The organism is Streptomyces sp. NPDC092045 (assembly GCF_044756005.1).
Lineage (GTDB): Bacteria > Actinomycetota > Actinomycetes > Streptomycetales > Streptomycetaceae > Streptomyces.
In genome coordinates this window covers 554,398-569,998 of sequence record NZ_JBIVSC010000001.1, presented here as the reverse complement: position 1 = coordinate 569,998, position 15,601 = coordinate 554,398, and the positions used below count along the sequence as shown (strand labels likewise).

Sequence of the window (15,601 nt, the reverse complement as noted above, 5' to 3'; positions counted from 1 at the left end):
GCGAAGTCGTCCGGCGGCACCGGCGCGTTCGGTGACGCGGAGCCGTCGAACGACACCGGCCAGGGGCGGCCCCTGAGGCCGAATCCCCTGGTCAGGGCCGTTGTCAGTGGCGGGTCCTACGGTTTTTTCCATGACGCGATCCGTACAGGCGCTCGCCTACGCACGCCCGTCCGCGCTGGAGTCCACGGGCTCCGGCCGGCTGCTCGGACTGGAGACGGCGGGGGGCCTCACGCCCCGCGGGGCCGAGGCCCGTCCCCGCTTCTTCTCCGGCTTCCTGGCCTCGCCGCAGGTCGCCGCGCGCGGTCTGCTCGCGGTCGCCGACGTGGCCGCGGCCCGCTACTACCAGCGGATACGGCCGGGTTCGCTGGATCCGGTGGTGACGGGGAACGGGGACCGGCTGCGGTTCGAGTCCTTCTCCGGCTGCGGCGGGGTGTACGCGCGCCTGGACGTGCTCGACGAGGGCCTCGGCGGCGCGGAAACGGGCCACGGCACCACCAACGTCGACGTCAACGACCCGCTGCGCGAGGCGCTGTCGCGGATGACGGGGGACGATCCGCTGCACCTGCGGGTCGGTCCCGACGAGATGGCGGTGAGCACCCTCGCGGGCTCGGTCGTGGAGAAGAAGGTGCCGCTGCCGGACCGCTGGCTGAGGGGGTTCGCCGAGGCCCAGGTCGCCTCGGCCCGGTTCGACCTGCGGGCGGAGCTGACGGGGGCGGAGGCCGTGCGCTTCCTCCGGTCCCTGCCGCGCGCGCAGTCCCGGGGGCGCGGTCCGCTGTGGATCACGCAGTCGGGCCGGACGCTGCGGCCGACGACCCGGCCGGGGGCGGGCGCGGTCTGCCTGCCGGGGCCGGACCGGCTGGTCGCCCTGGAACGGGTGCTCCGGCACGCGACGGGGCTGCGGGTGTACGGACCGGTGCCGGACGGCGTGGCGGCGGCGAGCGCCTGGGAGGTGACGCTGCCGGGGATGCGGCTGACGCTGACGCTGTCGCCCGACCCGGCGCGGGGCTTCTCCGGCGAGGGCGGGGTCCTGGAGGCGCTGGCGACGGAGGAGGCGGAGCAGGACGCCGAGCTGGTCGCGGTGCTGCTCGCCTGGGAGCCGCGCGTCGACCCGGCCGACCTCGCGGCGCAGGCGGGTCTGACCGTCGACCGGGTGCGGGCGGCGCTGACCCGGCTCGGCACGGCCGGCCGGGTGGGGTACGACGTGGCGGACGCGGCCTACTTCCACCGGGAGCTGCCGTACGACGCGGACCGCGCCGAGCGCCACAACCCGCGTCTGGTGAGCGCCCGCCGCCTGGTCGCGGAGGGTGCCGTGGAACTGGACGGGGAGACGGCGGCGGTGGCCTCGGGCGACCGGCGCTACCGGGTGCGGGAGTCGGACGGGGTCCTGAGCTGCACCTGCCGGTGGTGGGCGGACCACCGGGGGCGCCGGGGGCCGTGCAAGCACGCGCTCGCGGTGCGGATGGCCCGGCGGGGCGCGGTGGTCGTGGCCGGGGCGGCGCCGTGACCGGGATCGGGGAATGGGCGGCCGGAGCGGTGGCCGGGATCAGGGCACGGGTCGAAGGGGCGGGACGGAAGACGATGGGGGCAGGCGTGGGAATCGGTACGGAGAGCGGTGCGGCGGTGTCGGTGGAGGACGGAGCGCGGGGCGTGGCCCCGGGCGACGCGGCGGTCGGGCGGCTGCTCGACGCGGTGCGCGCCGGGCAGGCCCGGCAGGTGCCGAAGCTCCTGGAGCCGCTGGACGCCGCCGCGCGCAAGGAGGCCCTGGGGAGGCTGAAGGCGCTGCGCGCCGAGGTCCGCTCCTGGGACTGGAGGCGGGGGCAGGATGCGGCCCGGATCCGGCGCGGCCTGTACGTGGCGGGGGCCGGGTGCCACACGGGGGCCGCGGCGGCCGCCACCTGGCTCGCCGGCGGCGACATGCTGGGCTGGGAGCTCAAGGACGCGACCCCGGTCCTGGCGGTGCTCGCCGACCGGGACCCGGCCTGGCTGGCGGACGTGGCGGGCCGGCTCGCCAAGCGGCGCAACGTCGCGGAGAGCGCCTACGAACTGATCCGCGGGCTCGTGGTGCGCTCCGGCTGTCCGGTGCCGGCGACCGACGGCTACGTGCTGGGCTGGACGCGGAAGGTCACCGACAAGCGGCTCCTGGAGCGGCTGCGCGCGGACCCGCAGACACCGGTCCTGGTGGCGCACGCGCTGTCGATGGGCGAGACCCCCGACCGGCTGACCTGGTCGGTCGGCCCGGAGGCGCCGACGCACTGGCCGACGGCGCTCACGTCGCTCGTCGCGGAAGGGGTGCTCGACCGGGGCGAGGTGGTGGACCTGTGCGCGTCCCGGCTGCTGCGCGGCGGGCGGGTGCGGGACCTGCGGTTCCCGCTGGAGGTGCTGCGGCTCCTCGCGCCGACCGGGGAGGAGCTGCGGGAGCGGGTCCCGGACTGGATCGGGATGGCGGCCGACGCGCCGTCGCCGGTGGCCGGGTACGCGCAGGAGGTCCTCGCGGGGCTCGCCACGGCGGGGACCCTGCCGGTCGGGGCGCTGGCCGAGATGACGGGCGCGGTGCTCTTCCGGACCGAGAAGAAGCTGGTGCGGGCGCAGCTGACCCTGGTCGGCAAGGTGCTGGCGCGGGAGCGGGGCGCGGCCGGCGAGCTGCTGCCCGCCGTCGCGGAGGCCTTCGGGCACGAGGACACCGGGGTCCAGGAGCGGGCGCTGAAGCTGGTGGGCAGGTATCTGTCCGCGGTGGACGCGGAGGTGCGGGGCGAGCTGGCCGAGGCGGCCGGGCTCCTCGGGCCGGCGCACCGGCGGGCGGCCGTGGAGGTGTTCGGGGACGCCCTGGCGGAGCCCGACTCCGGGCCGTACGAGGAGATCCTGCCGCCGGTGCCGGAGCCGGGGCCGGTGGCGCCCGCGGCGTCCACGGTCGCGGAGCTGGTGGAGGAGCTGGTGGCGAAGGGGCTCATGGAGGAGCCCGTGGCGTTCGAGCGGGCGCTCGACGGTCTGGTGCGGCACGCGCACCGGGACCGGGCAGCGGTGGCGGAGGCGGTCCGGGAGGCGTTCCCGGCGGGGGTCTGGGAGACGCCCCACCACTTCACGCACCACCCCCACGGCATCCACGTGGTGCTCGCGTCGCTGCTCGGCCTCGTGAAGCGGTCGGTGATCGACGTCCATCGGGCGGAGGTGCCCGACCGGGACTCCTGTTCCCACGAGGGCCTGTCGGGCGTCCTCGACGCGCGGCTGTGGGAGGCCGCCGCCCTGGTCGGCACGGACGCGTTGCCGTTCCTGCTCGCCGCGCCGACCCTGCACACCGGCGGGATCGAACCTCCGGTCCTGGTGGAGCGGCTGCGGGCCTACCGGGACGCGGGGGTGGAGCCCGCTCCGGTGGACTTCGCCCAGGCCCTGGTCCGGGTCCTGCGGGCGGACCCGTCGGCGGGGCGGGCGGCCGGGGAGGCGGCGGCGCTCGGCACTCCGGCCGGTCTGCGGCTCGCCGCCTGGCTGCGGGACGAGGACGCGCTGGGGGCGGCCGTGCGGTTCTTCCCCCGGGGGGCCAAGCAGTTCTCGGGGAAGTGGTGGCTGATCGACCGGATCGTGGTGGAGTTCGGGCAGCGCGCCGTGGTGCGGGAGGAGTTCCCGCCCGCCTTCCACTGGCTGGGCGGCGCAGTGCGGGCGACTCCTCGGCACTGCTACCACTGGATCGGGGACCGGGCGCAGTGGGCGTCGGTGCTCCCGGCCGACCGCGAGGTCCTGGCGGCCTGCCTGCTTCCGGCCATGGCGCACTCCGTCGACGGGGACCAGCGCGGGGCGACCGAGCCGCTGACCGCGCTGGCCGAGGCCGGGGGTCCGGTCGGCCGTGCGGTGCACCTGGCCCTGGCGTTCGGTCTCGGCTGCCTCGACTCCGACGACCGGCTGCGCGCGGTGGACGCGCTGCTCGTCCTGGCGTCGCGGGGCGAGCTGAACGCCCGGGCGCTCGGGGAGGAGCTGGCGTGGCTGATGGCGGAGGGGTCGCTCAAGCCGAACCGGCTGACGGGAGCGGTCCGGACGGCCTCCGCCACCGGGGCGTACGGGACGGTCTGGGCGGTCCTGGAGGCGATGCTGCCGGAGCTGCTCGGCGCGGAGAAGCCGGTGCGGGGGCTCGGCGAGGTGCTCGCGGTCGCGGCGGACTGCGTGGAGCGGTGCGGGGCCCGGGGCGGGCTCGCCGGGCTGGAGGAGGTGGCCTCGGCTCGGGGTTCCTCGCAGCTGGTGGTCCAGGCCGGGCGGCTGCTGAACGCACTCCGTCAAGGGGCCGATCAGCCTCTGACAGAAACGGCCTGAATCGGGCGTTAAGCCGCCAGATGGGCGCTTAACCCGTCAGTCACAAAGCGTTCGTGATCACGCAACACCACTGGGCCACAGTGAAGTCATGACCGATGTGACGTCCTCGAAGAGCGCCCGCCACCCGCACCACTGGCGGCACGACCTGATCGAGCTGGCCGCGCTGTTCACCGCCGTGGTGGTGGCCGACACGATCGCCAAGACCATCGCCAAGGGCCCGGAGGGCCCCTCCCTCCTGGTCCTCTCGGCGATCGCGCTGATCGCCACCGCGGCCTTCCACACCTGGTGGGCCCGGCGGCGCAGTCATGCCAGCCATGCCCCGCCCGCCGGTGATCCCGGCGGGCGCCCGGCCCTCGTCCCCGGGGCGCGGCCGGGGCCCGGAGCGCCGGGAGAGCCCCGTGCCGGCGAGGGGGACCGCGCGGAGGAGGGGTCCGGGCGGGCCGCCGGGACCGCGCTGTGGCGGATGCGGACCACCGTCGCGGACACCCCGGGCAGCCTCGCCGCCCTGTGCACGGTCCTCGCCCGCCTGGACGTGGACATCCTCACCCTCCAGACCCACCCGCTGGCGGACGGCACGGTCGACGAGTTCCTGCTGCGCGCGCCCGCCGACCTCTCCGCGCGGGCCCTGGCCCACGAGGTCGCGGCGGCCGGCGGCCGGGACACCTGGACCGAGCGGGCCGACGCCCACGACCTGGTGGACACGCCCACCCGGGTCCTCGGGCTCGCCACCCGTACGGCGCTCGACGCGGCCGAACTGCCGCTCGCGCTGCGCCAGCTCCTCGGCCGCTGCACCCTCCACTCCGTGCCGGCCGTCTCGCTCACCGGGCGTCCCACCGGCGAACAGGCCCCGGTCGAAGGGGTCCTGGAGGAGACCGCGATGCGGCTGCGCGATCCGCACGGCGGCACGCTCGTCGTCGAGCGCCCCCATCTCCCCTTCACCCCGACCGAGTTCGCCCGGGCGCGCGCCCTGGTCGAGCTCGACGCCCGGCTCGGCCCGCGCCTCCCGCGCGGCCGGGACGTGCTGACCCTGCCCGAGGGCAACGAGATCACCGTCCGCCGCGCCGACCAGCGCGACCTGGCCGCCGCGCGGGCCATGCACGACCGCTGCTCGGCCCGCACCCTGGGCCTGCGCTACCACGGCCCGGTGGGCGACGCCGACCGCTACCTCGACCACCTGCTCAGCCCCCGCTTCGGGCGCACCCTCGCCGTGCAGACCGCCTCCGGCCGCCTCGTCGCCCTGGGCCACCTGCTGTGGGACGGGGACGAGACGGAGGTCGCGCTGATGGTCGAGGACGACTGGCAGCGGCGCGGCATCGGGTCCGAACTCCTCGGCCGGCTCGTGGCGATGGCCGAGGAGGCCGGCTGCGACAGCGTGTACGCCGTGACCCAGTCGTCCAACACGGGGATGGTGGCCGCGATGCGGGCGCTCAGTCTGCCCCTCGACTACCAGATCGAGGAGGGCACCCTGGTGATCACCGCCCGGCTGGCCCCGGCACAGCGGCCGGGCGCCCGGCCGCGGCAGCACGGGGAGAGCCGGCCGGCGGAGCGCTGAGCGCCTGCGTCAGATCCCGCCAGAGGTCCTCGACGTCCTCCAGGCCGACCGACATCCGCAGCAGGCGGTCGTTGACGCCCGCCGAGCGCCGGTCGCCCTCGGCCACGATCCGGTGGCTGATGGAGGCCGGGTGCTGGATCAGGGTGTCGACGCTGCCGAGGCTGACCGCCGGGGTGATGAGCCGTACCCCGGCGATCACGTCGTGCGGCTCCCCGTAGACCTCGAAGGCGATCATCGCGCCGCCGATCCGGGGGTAGTGGACGCGGGCGATCCGGGGGTCGGTGGTGAGCCGCCGGACGAGTTCGGCGGCCGTCGTGGACGCCGCCCGGACCCGCACCGGCAGGGTGGACAGGCCGCGGAGCAGCAGGTAGCCGGCGAGCGGGTGGAGCACTCCGCCGGTGGCGAAGCGGACCTGCCGGAGGGTGCGGGCGAACTCCTCGTCGCAGGCGACGACCCCGCCCATCACGTCGCCGTGGCCGCCCAGGTACTTGGTCGCGCTGTGCAGCACGATCCGGGCGCCCTGTTCGACCGGCCGCTGGAGGACGGGGGTGGCGAAGGTGTTGTCGACCAGGAGCGGCACGGAGCCGCAGGAGTGGGCGACGGCCCGGACGTCGGCCTCGGCGAGGGTGGGGTTGGCGGGCGACTCCACCATGACCAGGCCGGTGTCGGGCCGGATCGCCTCCGCGATGCCGGCCGGGTCGGTCCAGGTCACCTCGGTGCCGAGCAGACCGGCGTCCAGGAGGTGGTCGCTGCAGCCGTACAGCGGGCGGACCGCGACGACGTGGCGCAGGCCCTGGCTCGCCCGGGCGAGCAGGACGGCGGTCAGGGCCGCCATGCCGCTGGCGAAGGCGACGGCCGCCTCGGCGCCCTCCAGGCGCGCGAGGGCCTCCTCGAAGCGGGCGACGGTCGGGTTGTCGAGCCGGGCGTAGACGGGCGGACCGTCGAGCCGGGCACCGGTGGTGGCGAACTCGTCGATCCGGGCGGCCTCGCCCCGGGCGTCGTACGAGGGGTAGGTGGTGGACAGGTCGATCGGCGGGGCGTGCAGCCCGAGGTCGGCGAGGTCCTCGCGGCCCGCGTGCACGGCTTCGGTGGCAAGGGCCCTCGGGGTGACCGAGGGGCCGAGATCCATGGCGTCCATGGCGGCACTGTGAACGGATACCGGCAAGTAGCGCGGAAGCTCCGTGCTACGTTCGACGGATGGCCGATTCCGTCGTACTGGACCCGGTCGATCTGCACATTCTTCGCCTCCTGCAGAACGACGCCCGGACCACTTACCGCGAGCTCGCCGCCGAGGTCGGCGTCGCTCCCTCCACCTGTCTGGACCGGGTCGCCCGGCTGCGGCGCACGGGCGTGATCCTCGGTCACCAACTACGTCTGGATCCGGCCAAACTCGGCCGTGGGCTGGAAGCGCTCCTGCTGGTCCAGGTCCGCCCGCACCGGCGGGAACTGATCGGTCCGTTCGTCGACCGGATCCGGGCCCTGCCGGAGTCCCGGGCGCTGTTCCACCTGACGGGCCCCGACGACTACCTGGTGCACGTGGCCGTGGCGGACCCCACCGACCTGCAACGACTCGTCCTGGACGAGTTCACCTCCCGCCGCGAGGTGGCCCGGGTCGAGACCCGGCTGATCTTCCAGCAGTGGGAGTGCGGGCCGCTCCTGCCGCCCTCCGCGGGCCCGTCCTTGTCAGCCGACTGAGGCCGGACGAGGATGACGCGGGCCCGCCGGAGAGGCCAGGATGGCCCCCATGCCAGAGATTTCCAGCAGCCCGCTGCCCCGCCAGGTCGCCGACGACCACGTCGACGCACTCATCGCCCTCGACCCGATCATCGGCACGTACCTGGGAGTCGGGGAGAGCGCCGGACTGCTGCCCGACTTCTCGCCCGCCGGCCAGCGTGCGGTGGCCGACCTCGCCCGCCGCACGCTCGCCCGGCTCGACGAGGCCGAGCGGGTGCCGGGGGCCGACGGCGACGCCGAGCGGCGGTGCGCCCGGCTGCTGCGGGAGCGTCTGACGGCGGAACTGGCCGTGCACGAGGCCGACGAGGGCCTCTGCGCCGTCAGCAACATGCGCTCGCCCGTGCACAGCGTCCGCATCGCCTTCACCGTGATGCCGACGGAGACCGAGGAGGACTGGGCGGCGGTGGCGGCCCGGCTGCGCGCGGTCCCGGCCGCCCTGGAGGGCTACCGCTCCTCGCTCGCCCTCGGCCTGGAGCGCAAGCTGTTCGGAGGCCCCCGCGCCACCGCCACCTTCGTCGGGCAGCTCACCGAGTGGACCGGCGGCGCGGGCGAACGCCCCGGCTGGTTCGAGGAGTTCGCCGCCGCCGGGCCCGACGCCCTCCCCGAGGGGCTGCGCGCCGAACTGGCGACGGCCGGCAAGGAGGCCACCGCCGCCCTCGGCGCGCTGCGGGACTGGATGCGGGACGTGTACGCCCCGGCGGTCGCCGGCGCCCCGGACACGGTGGGCCGCGAGCGCTACCGGCGCTGGTCCCGCTTCTTCAACGGCACCGACCTGGACCTCGACCAGGCCTACGCGTACGGCTGGTCCGAGTACCACCGGCTGCTCGGCGAGATGCGGACCGAGGCCGGGCGGATCCTGCCCGGCGCCGACCCCTGGGAGGCGCTCGCCCACCTGGACGAGCACGGCACCCACATCGAGGGCGTCGACGAGGTCCGCGACTGGCTCCAGCGGCTGATGGACGAGGCCGTCGAGGCGCTCGACGGCACCCACTTCGAACTCGCCGAGCGGGTGCGGCGGGTGGAGTCCCGGATCGCCCCGCCGGGCGGCGCCGCCGCCCCGTACTACACCGGCCCGTCCGAGGACTTCTCGCGCCCCGGCCGCACCTGGCTGCCCGTGGACGGCACGACCCGCTTCCCGGTGTACGACCTGGTGTCGACCTGGTACCACGAGGGCGTGCCGGGCCACCACCTCCAGACCGCGCAGTGGGTGCACGTCGCCGACCGGCTCTCCCGCTACCAGGCGACGATCGGCAAGGTCAGCGCCAACATGGAGGGCTGGGCGCTGTACGCCGAGCGCCTGATGGACGAGCTCGGCTTCCTGCCCGACGCGGAACGGCGCCTCGGCTACCTCGACGCCCAGATGATGCGCGCCTGCCGGGTCGTCGTGGACATCGGTATGCACCTGGGCCTGGAGATCCCGGCGGACTCCCCCTTCCACCCGGGCGAGCGGTGGACCCCGGAGCTGGCCCAGGAGTTCTTCCAGCGGCACAGCAGCCGCCCGCCGGCCTTCGTGGAGAGCGAGATGACCCGCTACCTCTCGGTGCCGGGCCAGGCCATCGGCTACAAGCTGGGCGAGCGCGCCTGGCTGCTCGGCCGCGCCAACGCCCGGGCGGCGCACGGCGAGTCGTTCGACGCGAAGGCCTGGCACATGGCGGCCCTCTCACAGGGGCCCCTCGGCCTGGACGACCTGGTGGACGAGATCTCCCGGCTCTGAGAACCGGAGCGGAGGAGGTCTCCGGCCGGCCGGAGAACTCCCCTGACCGGCCGGGGATCCCCCTTGATCGGTGGGGCATCCGCCTGCTATTGCTCACCCATGAGCACCGCCTACACGCCGGACGCCACCGACTGGCGCATCCTCGAAGCCCTCCAGTCCGAGGGCCGCGCCAGCTTCGCCGAACTCGCGCGCGCCGTGTCGATGTCGCCGTCCGCGGTGACCGACCGGGTGCGGCGCCTGGAGGAGGCCGGGGTGATCACCGGGTACACGGCGCTCGTCGACCAGGAGCGGCTCGGGCGCACCATCCTGGCCTTCGTGCGGCTGCGCTACCCGCACGGCAACTACAAGCCGTTCCACGACCTGCTCGACACCACCCCGGAGGTCCTGGAGGCGCACCACGTCACCGGCGACGACTGCTTCGTCCTGAAGGTCGCGGCGCGCTCCATGCGGGACCTGGAGGCGGTCACCGGGAAGATCGCCGGGCTCGGCCCGGTGACGACCAGCGTCGTCTACTCCTCGCCGCTGCCCCGGCGGCCCGTCAGCCGCTGAGCGCGTCCCCTCCGGTGCGCAGCCGCACGGCCGAGCCGTGCCGCTCCTTGACGACCTCCAGCTGGGCCGGGATCCGGCGGCGCAGGTCGCCGACGTGGCTGACGATGCCGACGCTGCGGTCCCGCTCGCGCAGCGAGTCGAGGACGTCGAGGACCTCGTCGAGGGTCTGCTCGTCGAGGCTGCCGAAGCCCTCGTCGATGAAGAGGGTGTCGAGCCGGACGCCGCCCGCCTCGTCCGTGACCACGTCGGCGAGGCCGAGGGCGAGGGCGAGGGAGGCGAAGAAGGTCTCGCCGCCGGAGAGCGTGGCCGTGTCGCGCTCGTTGCCGGTCCAGGCGTCGACGACGTGCAGCCCGAGGCCGGCCCGCCGGGCGCCGGAGCGGGCGTCGGAGTGGACGAGGGTGTAGCGGCCCGAGGACATGCGCAGGAGGCGGGCGGTCGCGGCGGCCGCGACCTGTTCGAGCCGGGCGGCCAGGACGTACGACTCCAGGCGCATCCGGCGCTCGTTCTCGGCGGAGGTGCCGGCGGTGAGGGCCGCGAGGCGGGCCACCCGCTCGTACTCCTCGCGGAGCGGCCCCAGGCGGCGGACCTCGGCGGCGGCCTGCCGGGAGAGCCCGGCGAGGTCCGCGACCCGTTCGCGGGCGGCGGCGAGGGCGGAGTCGGCCTCGCGCAGGGCGCGTTCGGCCGCCGCGTGGGCGGCCCCGGCGGCGGCGGGGTCGGCGGGCGGGAGCGCCGCGGCGGCCGCGGTGCCCGGCTCGGCGAGCCGGTCCGCGACGACGGCCTCCTCGGCCTGCCAGGCGTCGAGCCGCTCCCGGAGGCCCTGGCGCTCCCTCTCGCCCAGGAGTGCGGCGGCGGCCTCGTCGGGGGTGGCGAAGCCCTCCTTGTAGGCGGCGTCGGCGAGCCGGTCGTCGGCCTCCTTGAGGCGCCGGGCGGCGAGTTCGGCGGAGCGCACGGCGCCGGCGGCGTCGGCCAGGAGGACGATCCGCCGCTCCAGGCGGTCGGCGTGTTCGGCCACGGTGGCGAACGCGCCGCGTCCCCGGGCGATCTCCTCGTCGAGCGCGGTCCGCTCCCGGTCGAGGGCCTCGCGCCGCGAGGTCCGGGCGGCGACCCGCCGTTCGGCCTCCCGCTGCGCCGCCACCCGCTCCTCGTGCTCCCGCTCGGCCCCCGCGAGGGCCTGGCGCGCGGCGTGCGCCTGTCCGGCGAGGGCGTGGGCCTCGGCGTGGAGCCCGGCCAACTCATCGACCTCGCGGGCGAGTTCTTCGACCGTGGGGTCGGCGTCGGCCGTGTCGTCGCCCTGTCCGGTGCGGACCTCCGCGCGGGCCGCGGTCCAGGACTCCCGGGTGACGGCCAGTTCGCGTTCGACGGCCGTACGGGCCTCCTCCGCGTCGGCGTAGGCCGCGTAGGCGGCGTCCTCGGCGGCGCGGTCGACGTGGCCCGCGCCGGTGCGGGCGGGGGCCGGGTGGGCGGTGGAGCCGCAGACCTGGCAGGGGGCGCCCGGGTCGAGGGCCTCCGCGAGTTCGGCGGCGATGCCCTCCAGACGGCGGGACTTGACGTCGAGCCAGGTCTCGTGGGCGTCGTTCCGCCGTTCGCGGGCCTCCGCGAGGCGGCTCCCGGCCGCCTCGGCGCCCCGGGCCAGGGCGTCGCGGCGGCGGGCGGCGGAGAGCCGGCGGCGGGCGGGCTCCAGGCGTCCGGCGAGGTGTTCGGCGCGGGCGACGGCGTCCCGGGCCGCCTCGGCGTGCCCGGTGAGCAGGGCGCGCCGGGGCTCCCAGCCGGCGAGCCAGTCGGCCGCGTCCCGCAGGGCGTCCTCGTCGGCGCGCGCCTCCCGTTCCAGTGCGGCCCGTTCCCCGGTGACGACGGCGGCGCGGCGTTCGGCGCGGCGGGCGGCGTCGAGGCCGCCGAGCTCCTCGCGCAGCCGGTTCTCCAGGGCGGCGAGCTGCTCGGTCCCGGCGTCGGCGAGGTCGGGCGGCAGCGGGGCGCGGGAGCGGGCGAGGGCGGACAGGGCGGTGGCGTGCTCGCGCTCGGCGTCCCGGCGCAGGGCCAGGGCGGGGGCGACCCGGTCGGCCCGGAGGCTCCGGTCGAGGACGGCCCGGAGGCGGTCGCGCTCGGGGGTCCGCTCGGCGATCCGCTCGCGGCGCCGGAGGGCGTCGGCGTGGCGGGCCTGGCGGGCGGCGAGGTCCTGCTCGGCGTCGAGGGCGGCCCGCGCGTGCGCCTGCCGGAGTTCGGCGGCGGCGAGCCGCACGCCCGCGATGTCGAGGGCCTCGTGCGCCTCGGTGCGGGCGACGGCGGCCCAGGTGAGGACGGACGCGGCGAGTCCGGGCTCGCCGGGCCGGCCCTCGACCGGGGTGCGGGCGGCGTCGAGCCCGCCGGCGGCCTGGGCCGTGCGGTGGGCGAGGGCGAGCAGCCGCTCGTCCCCCTCCCGCACCCGCTGTTCGGCCACGCGCCGCAGGTCGGCCAGGCGTTCCTCGACGGCGGCGAAGCGGCGGGTGTCGAAGAGGCGGCCGAGGAGCCTGCCCCGGGCCTCGGCGTCGGCGCGCAGGAAGCGGGCGAAGTCGCCCTGCGGGAGGAGGACGACCTGGCAGAACTGCTCGCGGCTCATGCCGAGGAGCTGGGTGATCTCCTCGCCGGTCTCCTGGTGGGAGCGGCTGAGTCCGTTCCAGGCGCCGGTGGCCGGGTCGTACTCGCGCAGCCAGGTCTGGGCCTTCTCGGTGGTGAAGCCGCCGCCGCGCTTCTTGGGCCGCTGCTGGGCCGGGCGGCGGGTGATCTCCAGCCGCCGCTCCCCCACGGTCAGTTCGAGGAGGACCTCGGTGTACGTGCCGACGGGGGCGTGGTCGCTGCGCAGGGAGGCGCCGGGGGTCTGGCGGACGCCGGGCACGCTGCCGTACAGGGCGAAGCAGACGGCGTCCAGGACGGAGGTCTTGCCCGCGCCGGTCGGTCCGTGGAGCAGGAAGAGGCCCGCGGAGGACAGGGAGTCGAAGTCGACTGTCTGGGTGGCGCCGAAGGGGCCGAACGCGGTGATCTCCAGGCGGTGCAGCCTCACCGGCCCACCTCGCGCGCGGCCGTGTCGACCCGGACGTCGTCGAAGGCGCCGTACAGGACGGCCCGTTCCGCTCCGTCGAGCGCCGCGCCGCCGCGCACGTGGGCCACGAAGTCCTCGGCGATCTGCTGGTCGCTGCGGTCGCGGAGCCGCTGGGCGTAGGAGGCGCCGGTGTCGCCGTCGGTCCGCTCGGGGTCGAAGACCAGGTTGAGGGCGTGCGGGAAGCGTTCGGCGAGCCGGTTCATGGGGTCGGCGGGCCGTACGGGGTCGGTGAGGGTGGCCTCGACCCAGGATCCTTCGTGGGGCGCGAGCGCGGGGTCGGCGAGGAGGTCGTCGAGCCGGCCCCGGAGCCGGGCGAGGGGGCGCGGGACGGGGCAGTCGAGGCGTTCGGCGCCGAGGTCCGCGCCGCCGGGTCCCGCCGGGCCGAGGTCGACGAGCCACATGGTCTTGCGGTGGTCGGCCTCGGAGAAGGAGTACGCGAGGGGGGAGCCGGAGTAGCGGACGCGGGGGGTGAGGGTCTGGCTGCCGTGGAGGTGGCCGAGGGCGACGTAGTCGACGCCGTCGAAGATCCCGGCGGGGACGGCGGAGACGCCGCCGACGGTGATGTCCCGCTCGCTGTCGCTGGGCGCGCCGCCGGCGACGAAGGCGTGGGCGACGACGACGGAGCGGGTGCCGGGGGGCCGTCCGGCGAGGTCGGCGCGGACCCGGTCCATGGCGGCGGTGAGCACGGCCTCGTGGCCGGCCCTTCCGGCGCCGAGCCGTTCGCGGACGAGGGCGGGTTCGAGGTAGGGCAGGCCGTAGAGGGCGACGTCGCCGTGGGCGTCGGCGAGGACGACGGGGGTGCCGACGCCGTCGGGGTCGGTGCGGAGGTGGATGCCGGCCCGTTCGATCAGTCCGGCGCCGACGCCGAGGCGGCGGGCCGAGTCGTGGTTGCCGGAGATCATGAGGGTGGGGACCCCGGCGTCGGCGAGCCGGTGCAGGGCGGTGTCGAAGAGTTCGACGGCGGGCAGCGGGGGCACGGCCCGGTCGTAGACGTCGCCGGCGACGAGGACGGCGTCGACCCGGTGTTCGCGGACGGTGGCCACGAGGTGGTCGAGGAAGGCGGCCTGGGCGCCGAGGAGCCCGACGCGGTGGAAGGACCGGCCGAGGTGCCAGTCCGAGGTGTGCAGGAGCCTCACGATGCCGTCCCACCCCGCATGTGCGCCGTTCCTCCCCCGCCGGTGCCCGCACCGGTCGCCGTTCGTGTCCGTCCACCACGCTATCCCGAGCGGGGGCGTGGGGAGGGCCGTCCGGGTGACGGAGCACCGGGAGCGGGTGCCCGGAGCGCGTCCGGGCGTCCGCCCGGGGGCGGGGTCCGGGGGCGGGGGTCCGGGGCCGTGCGGCCGGAGGGGCGGGTCCGGGCGCGCCTCACGCCCTGCTGACGGCCGGTGCCCGGGTCGACGGGGACGGCCCGCGCGCGTGCCCCACCTCACACGTCGCCGTACGCCTCGCCGCCGAGGACGAGGCCCGCCGTGCCCGCCGTGGCGTCGGCGAGCCAGGCGCGGAAGGCGTCGACGTCGGCGTCCGGCAGGCCGATCCCGATCGTGACGGCTTCGGCGTACCGCACGTCCAGGACGGTCCGGCCGGTCGCCCGCAGGTCGTTCTCCAGCTTGCCCGCCCGCTGGTGGTCGACGGTGACGGTGGCGAGCCGGAAGCGCTGCCGGGTCACGGTGCCGAGCGCGTCGAGGGCTTCGCCGACGACCCCGCCGTACGCCCGGATCAGACCGCCCGCGCCGAGCTTCACGCCGCCGTAGTAGCGGGTGACGACGGCGACGGCGTACCGCATCTCGCGGCGCAGCAGCATCTGGAGCATGGGGACGCCGGCCGTGCCGCCCGGTTCGCCGTCGTCGCTGGCCTTCTGCACGGAGGCGTCGGCGCCGAGGACGTAGGCGAAGCAGTTGTGGGTGGCGGTCGGGTGCTCCCTGCGGACGCGCGCGACGAACTCCTGCGCCTCCCGCTCGTCGGCGACGGGCGCGAGCGCGCAGAGGAAGCGCGAGCGGTTGATCTCGGTCTCGTGCACGCCCTCGCGGGCCGGGGTGCGGTACTGCTCCTGCATCCGGCCAGCCTACGTTCCGCCGGCCCGGCGCCTTCGGGCGGCCGGTGGGGGCCCGGTGGGAATCACGGCCCGGCGCCGCTCGTTCTCCCGGGAGACGGACCGCGCCGAGGAGAGGCAGCAGAGACGATGAGCGCCGACAGCACGACCACCGCCGGTACCGCCGGGCACTCCGCCCCGGAGGCGGTGCGGCGGATCCTGACGTCCACGGGCGACACCTGGGCGGTGGTGGGCCTCTCGAACAACCGGGCGCGGGCGGCCTACGGGGTCGCGGCCGTCCTCCAGCGCTTCGGGAAGCGGATCGTCCCGGTCCACCCGAAGGCGGAGACGGTCCACGGCGAGCCGGGCTACGCGTCCCTCGCCGACGTCCCGTTCCCGGTCGACGTCGTCGACGTCTTCGTGAACAGCGAGCTGGCGGGCGGGGTCGCGGACGAGGCCGTGGCGATCGGCGCCAAGGCGGTCTGGTTCCAGCTCGACGTGATCGACGAGGCCGCCTTCGCCCGCGTCCGGGAGGCGGGCCTGGACATGGTGATGGACCGCTGCCCGGCGATCGAGATCCCGCGCCTGGGCTAGGGCGTGTGTCGAAAGTCCCGCCTGCCCGGCGGCGCCCGGCACGCACTCCCCCGTAGCCCT

Annotated in this window: 11 protein-coding genes; 7 read left to right on the top strand and 4 right to left on the bottom strand. The window is 76.3% G+C overall.

The genetic code is table 11. The features are described from left to right. Positions 1-130: 130 nt before the first annotated feature. From ACIQKA_RS02660 to ACIQKA_RS02650, 3 genes are all read left to right on the top strand, one after another. Entirely contained in the window at positions 131-1,504 is a 1,374-nt protein-coding gene (locus tag ACIQKA_RS02660) for an SWIM zinc finger family protein (protein WP_402539740.1), read from the top strand. 86 nt (positions 1,505-1,590) lie between these two features. Next, positions 1,591-4,296: a DUF6493 family protein gene (locus ACIQKA_RS02655; protein ID WP_402539739.1), complete on the top strand. Its 2,706-nt coding sequence runs from the start codon at positions 1,591-1,593 to the stop codon at positions 4,294-4,296. Between the two features lie 88 nt (positions 4,297-4,384). Beyond that, positions 4,385-5,848, top strand: coding sequence for a GNAT family N-acetyltransferase (locus tag ACIQKA_RS02650; protein ID WP_383438005.1), 1,464 nt, complete (start codon positions 4,385-4,387; stop codon positions 5,846-5,848). Here the strand turns inward: ACIQKA_RS02650 and ACIQKA_RS02645 are convergent. Further along, positions 5,769-6,986 carry a trans-sulfuration enzyme family protein gene (locus ACIQKA_RS02645; RefSeq protein WP_383158776.1) on the bottom strand — a complete coding sequence of 406 codons (1,218 nt, stop codon included), beginning with the start codon at positions 6,984-6,986 and terminating at the stop codon, positions 5,769-5,771. The two genes, ACIQKA_RS02650 and ACIQKA_RS02645, sit on opposite strands and share 80 nt — an antisense overlap. Before the next feature lie 59 nt (positions 6,987-7,045). Here ACIQKA_RS02645 and ACIQKA_RS02640 point away from each other — a divergent pair, with 59 nt between their 5' ends. The 3 genes from ACIQKA_RS02640 (at position 7,046) to ACIQKA_RS02630 (ending at position 9,845) form a co-directional block, all read left to right on the top strand. Further along, the gene (locus ACIQKA_RS02640; RefSeq protein WP_366372468.1) at positions 7,046-7,543 is read left to right on the top strand and encodes an Lrp/AsnC family transcriptional regulator; all 498 of its coding nucleotides are present in this window, start codon (positions 7,046-7,048) and stop codon (positions 7,541-7,543) included. A gap of 49 nt (positions 7,544-7,592) precedes the next feature. Beyond that, the gene (locus tag ACIQKA_RS02635; protein ID WP_383158779.1) at positions 7,593-9,296 is read left to right on the top strand and encodes a DUF885 domain-containing protein; all 1,704 of its coding nucleotides are present in this window, start codon (positions 7,593-7,595) and stop codon (positions 9,294-9,296) included. A 99-nt stretch (positions 9,297-9,395) separates the two neighbouring features. After that, positions 9,396-9,845 carry an Lrp/AsnC family transcriptional regulator gene (locus ACIQKA_RS02630; RefSeq protein ID WP_383442764.1) on the top strand — a complete coding sequence of 150 codons (450 nt, stop codon included), beginning with the start codon at positions 9,396-9,398 and terminating at the stop codon, positions 9,843-9,845. Here the strand turns inward: ACIQKA_RS02630 and ACIQKA_RS02625 are convergent. The 3 genes from ACIQKA_RS02625 to ACIQKA_RS02615 form a co-directional block, all read right to left on the bottom strand. After that, on the bottom strand, positions 9,835-12,879 hold the full coding sequence (locus tag ACIQKA_RS02625) for an AAA family ATPase (protein WP_402539737.1): 3,045 nt from the start codon (positions 12,877-12,879) through the stop codon (positions 9,835-9,837). The two genes, ACIQKA_RS02630 and ACIQKA_RS02625, sit on opposite strands and share 11 nt — an antisense overlap. Next, positions 12,876-14,054 carry an exonuclease SbcCD subunit D gene (locus ACIQKA_RS02620; protein ID WP_383437996.1) on the bottom strand — a complete coding sequence of 393 codons (1,179 nt, stop codon included), beginning with the start codon at positions 14,052-14,054 and terminating at the stop codon, positions 12,876-12,878. Before ACIQKA_RS02620 ends, ACIQKA_RS02625 begins: the two co-directional genes overlap by 4 nt. A gap of 290 nt (positions 14,055-14,344) precedes the next feature. Next, positions 14,345-14,971 carry a YigZ family protein gene (locus tag ACIQKA_RS02615; RefSeq protein ID WP_383158790.1) on the bottom strand — a complete coding sequence of 209 codons (627 nt, stop codon included), beginning with the start codon at positions 14,969-14,971 and terminating at the stop codon, positions 14,345-14,347. A gap of 126 nt (positions 14,972-15,097) precedes the next feature. On the opposite strand from ACIQKA_RS02615, the gene ACIQKA_RS02610 reads away from it, so the two are divergent. After that, entirely contained in the window at positions 15,098-15,541 is a 444-nt protein-coding gene (locus tag ACIQKA_RS02610; RefSeq protein ID WP_383158791.1) for a CoA-binding protein, read from the top strand. Positions 15,542-15,601 lie beyond the last annotated feature (60 nt).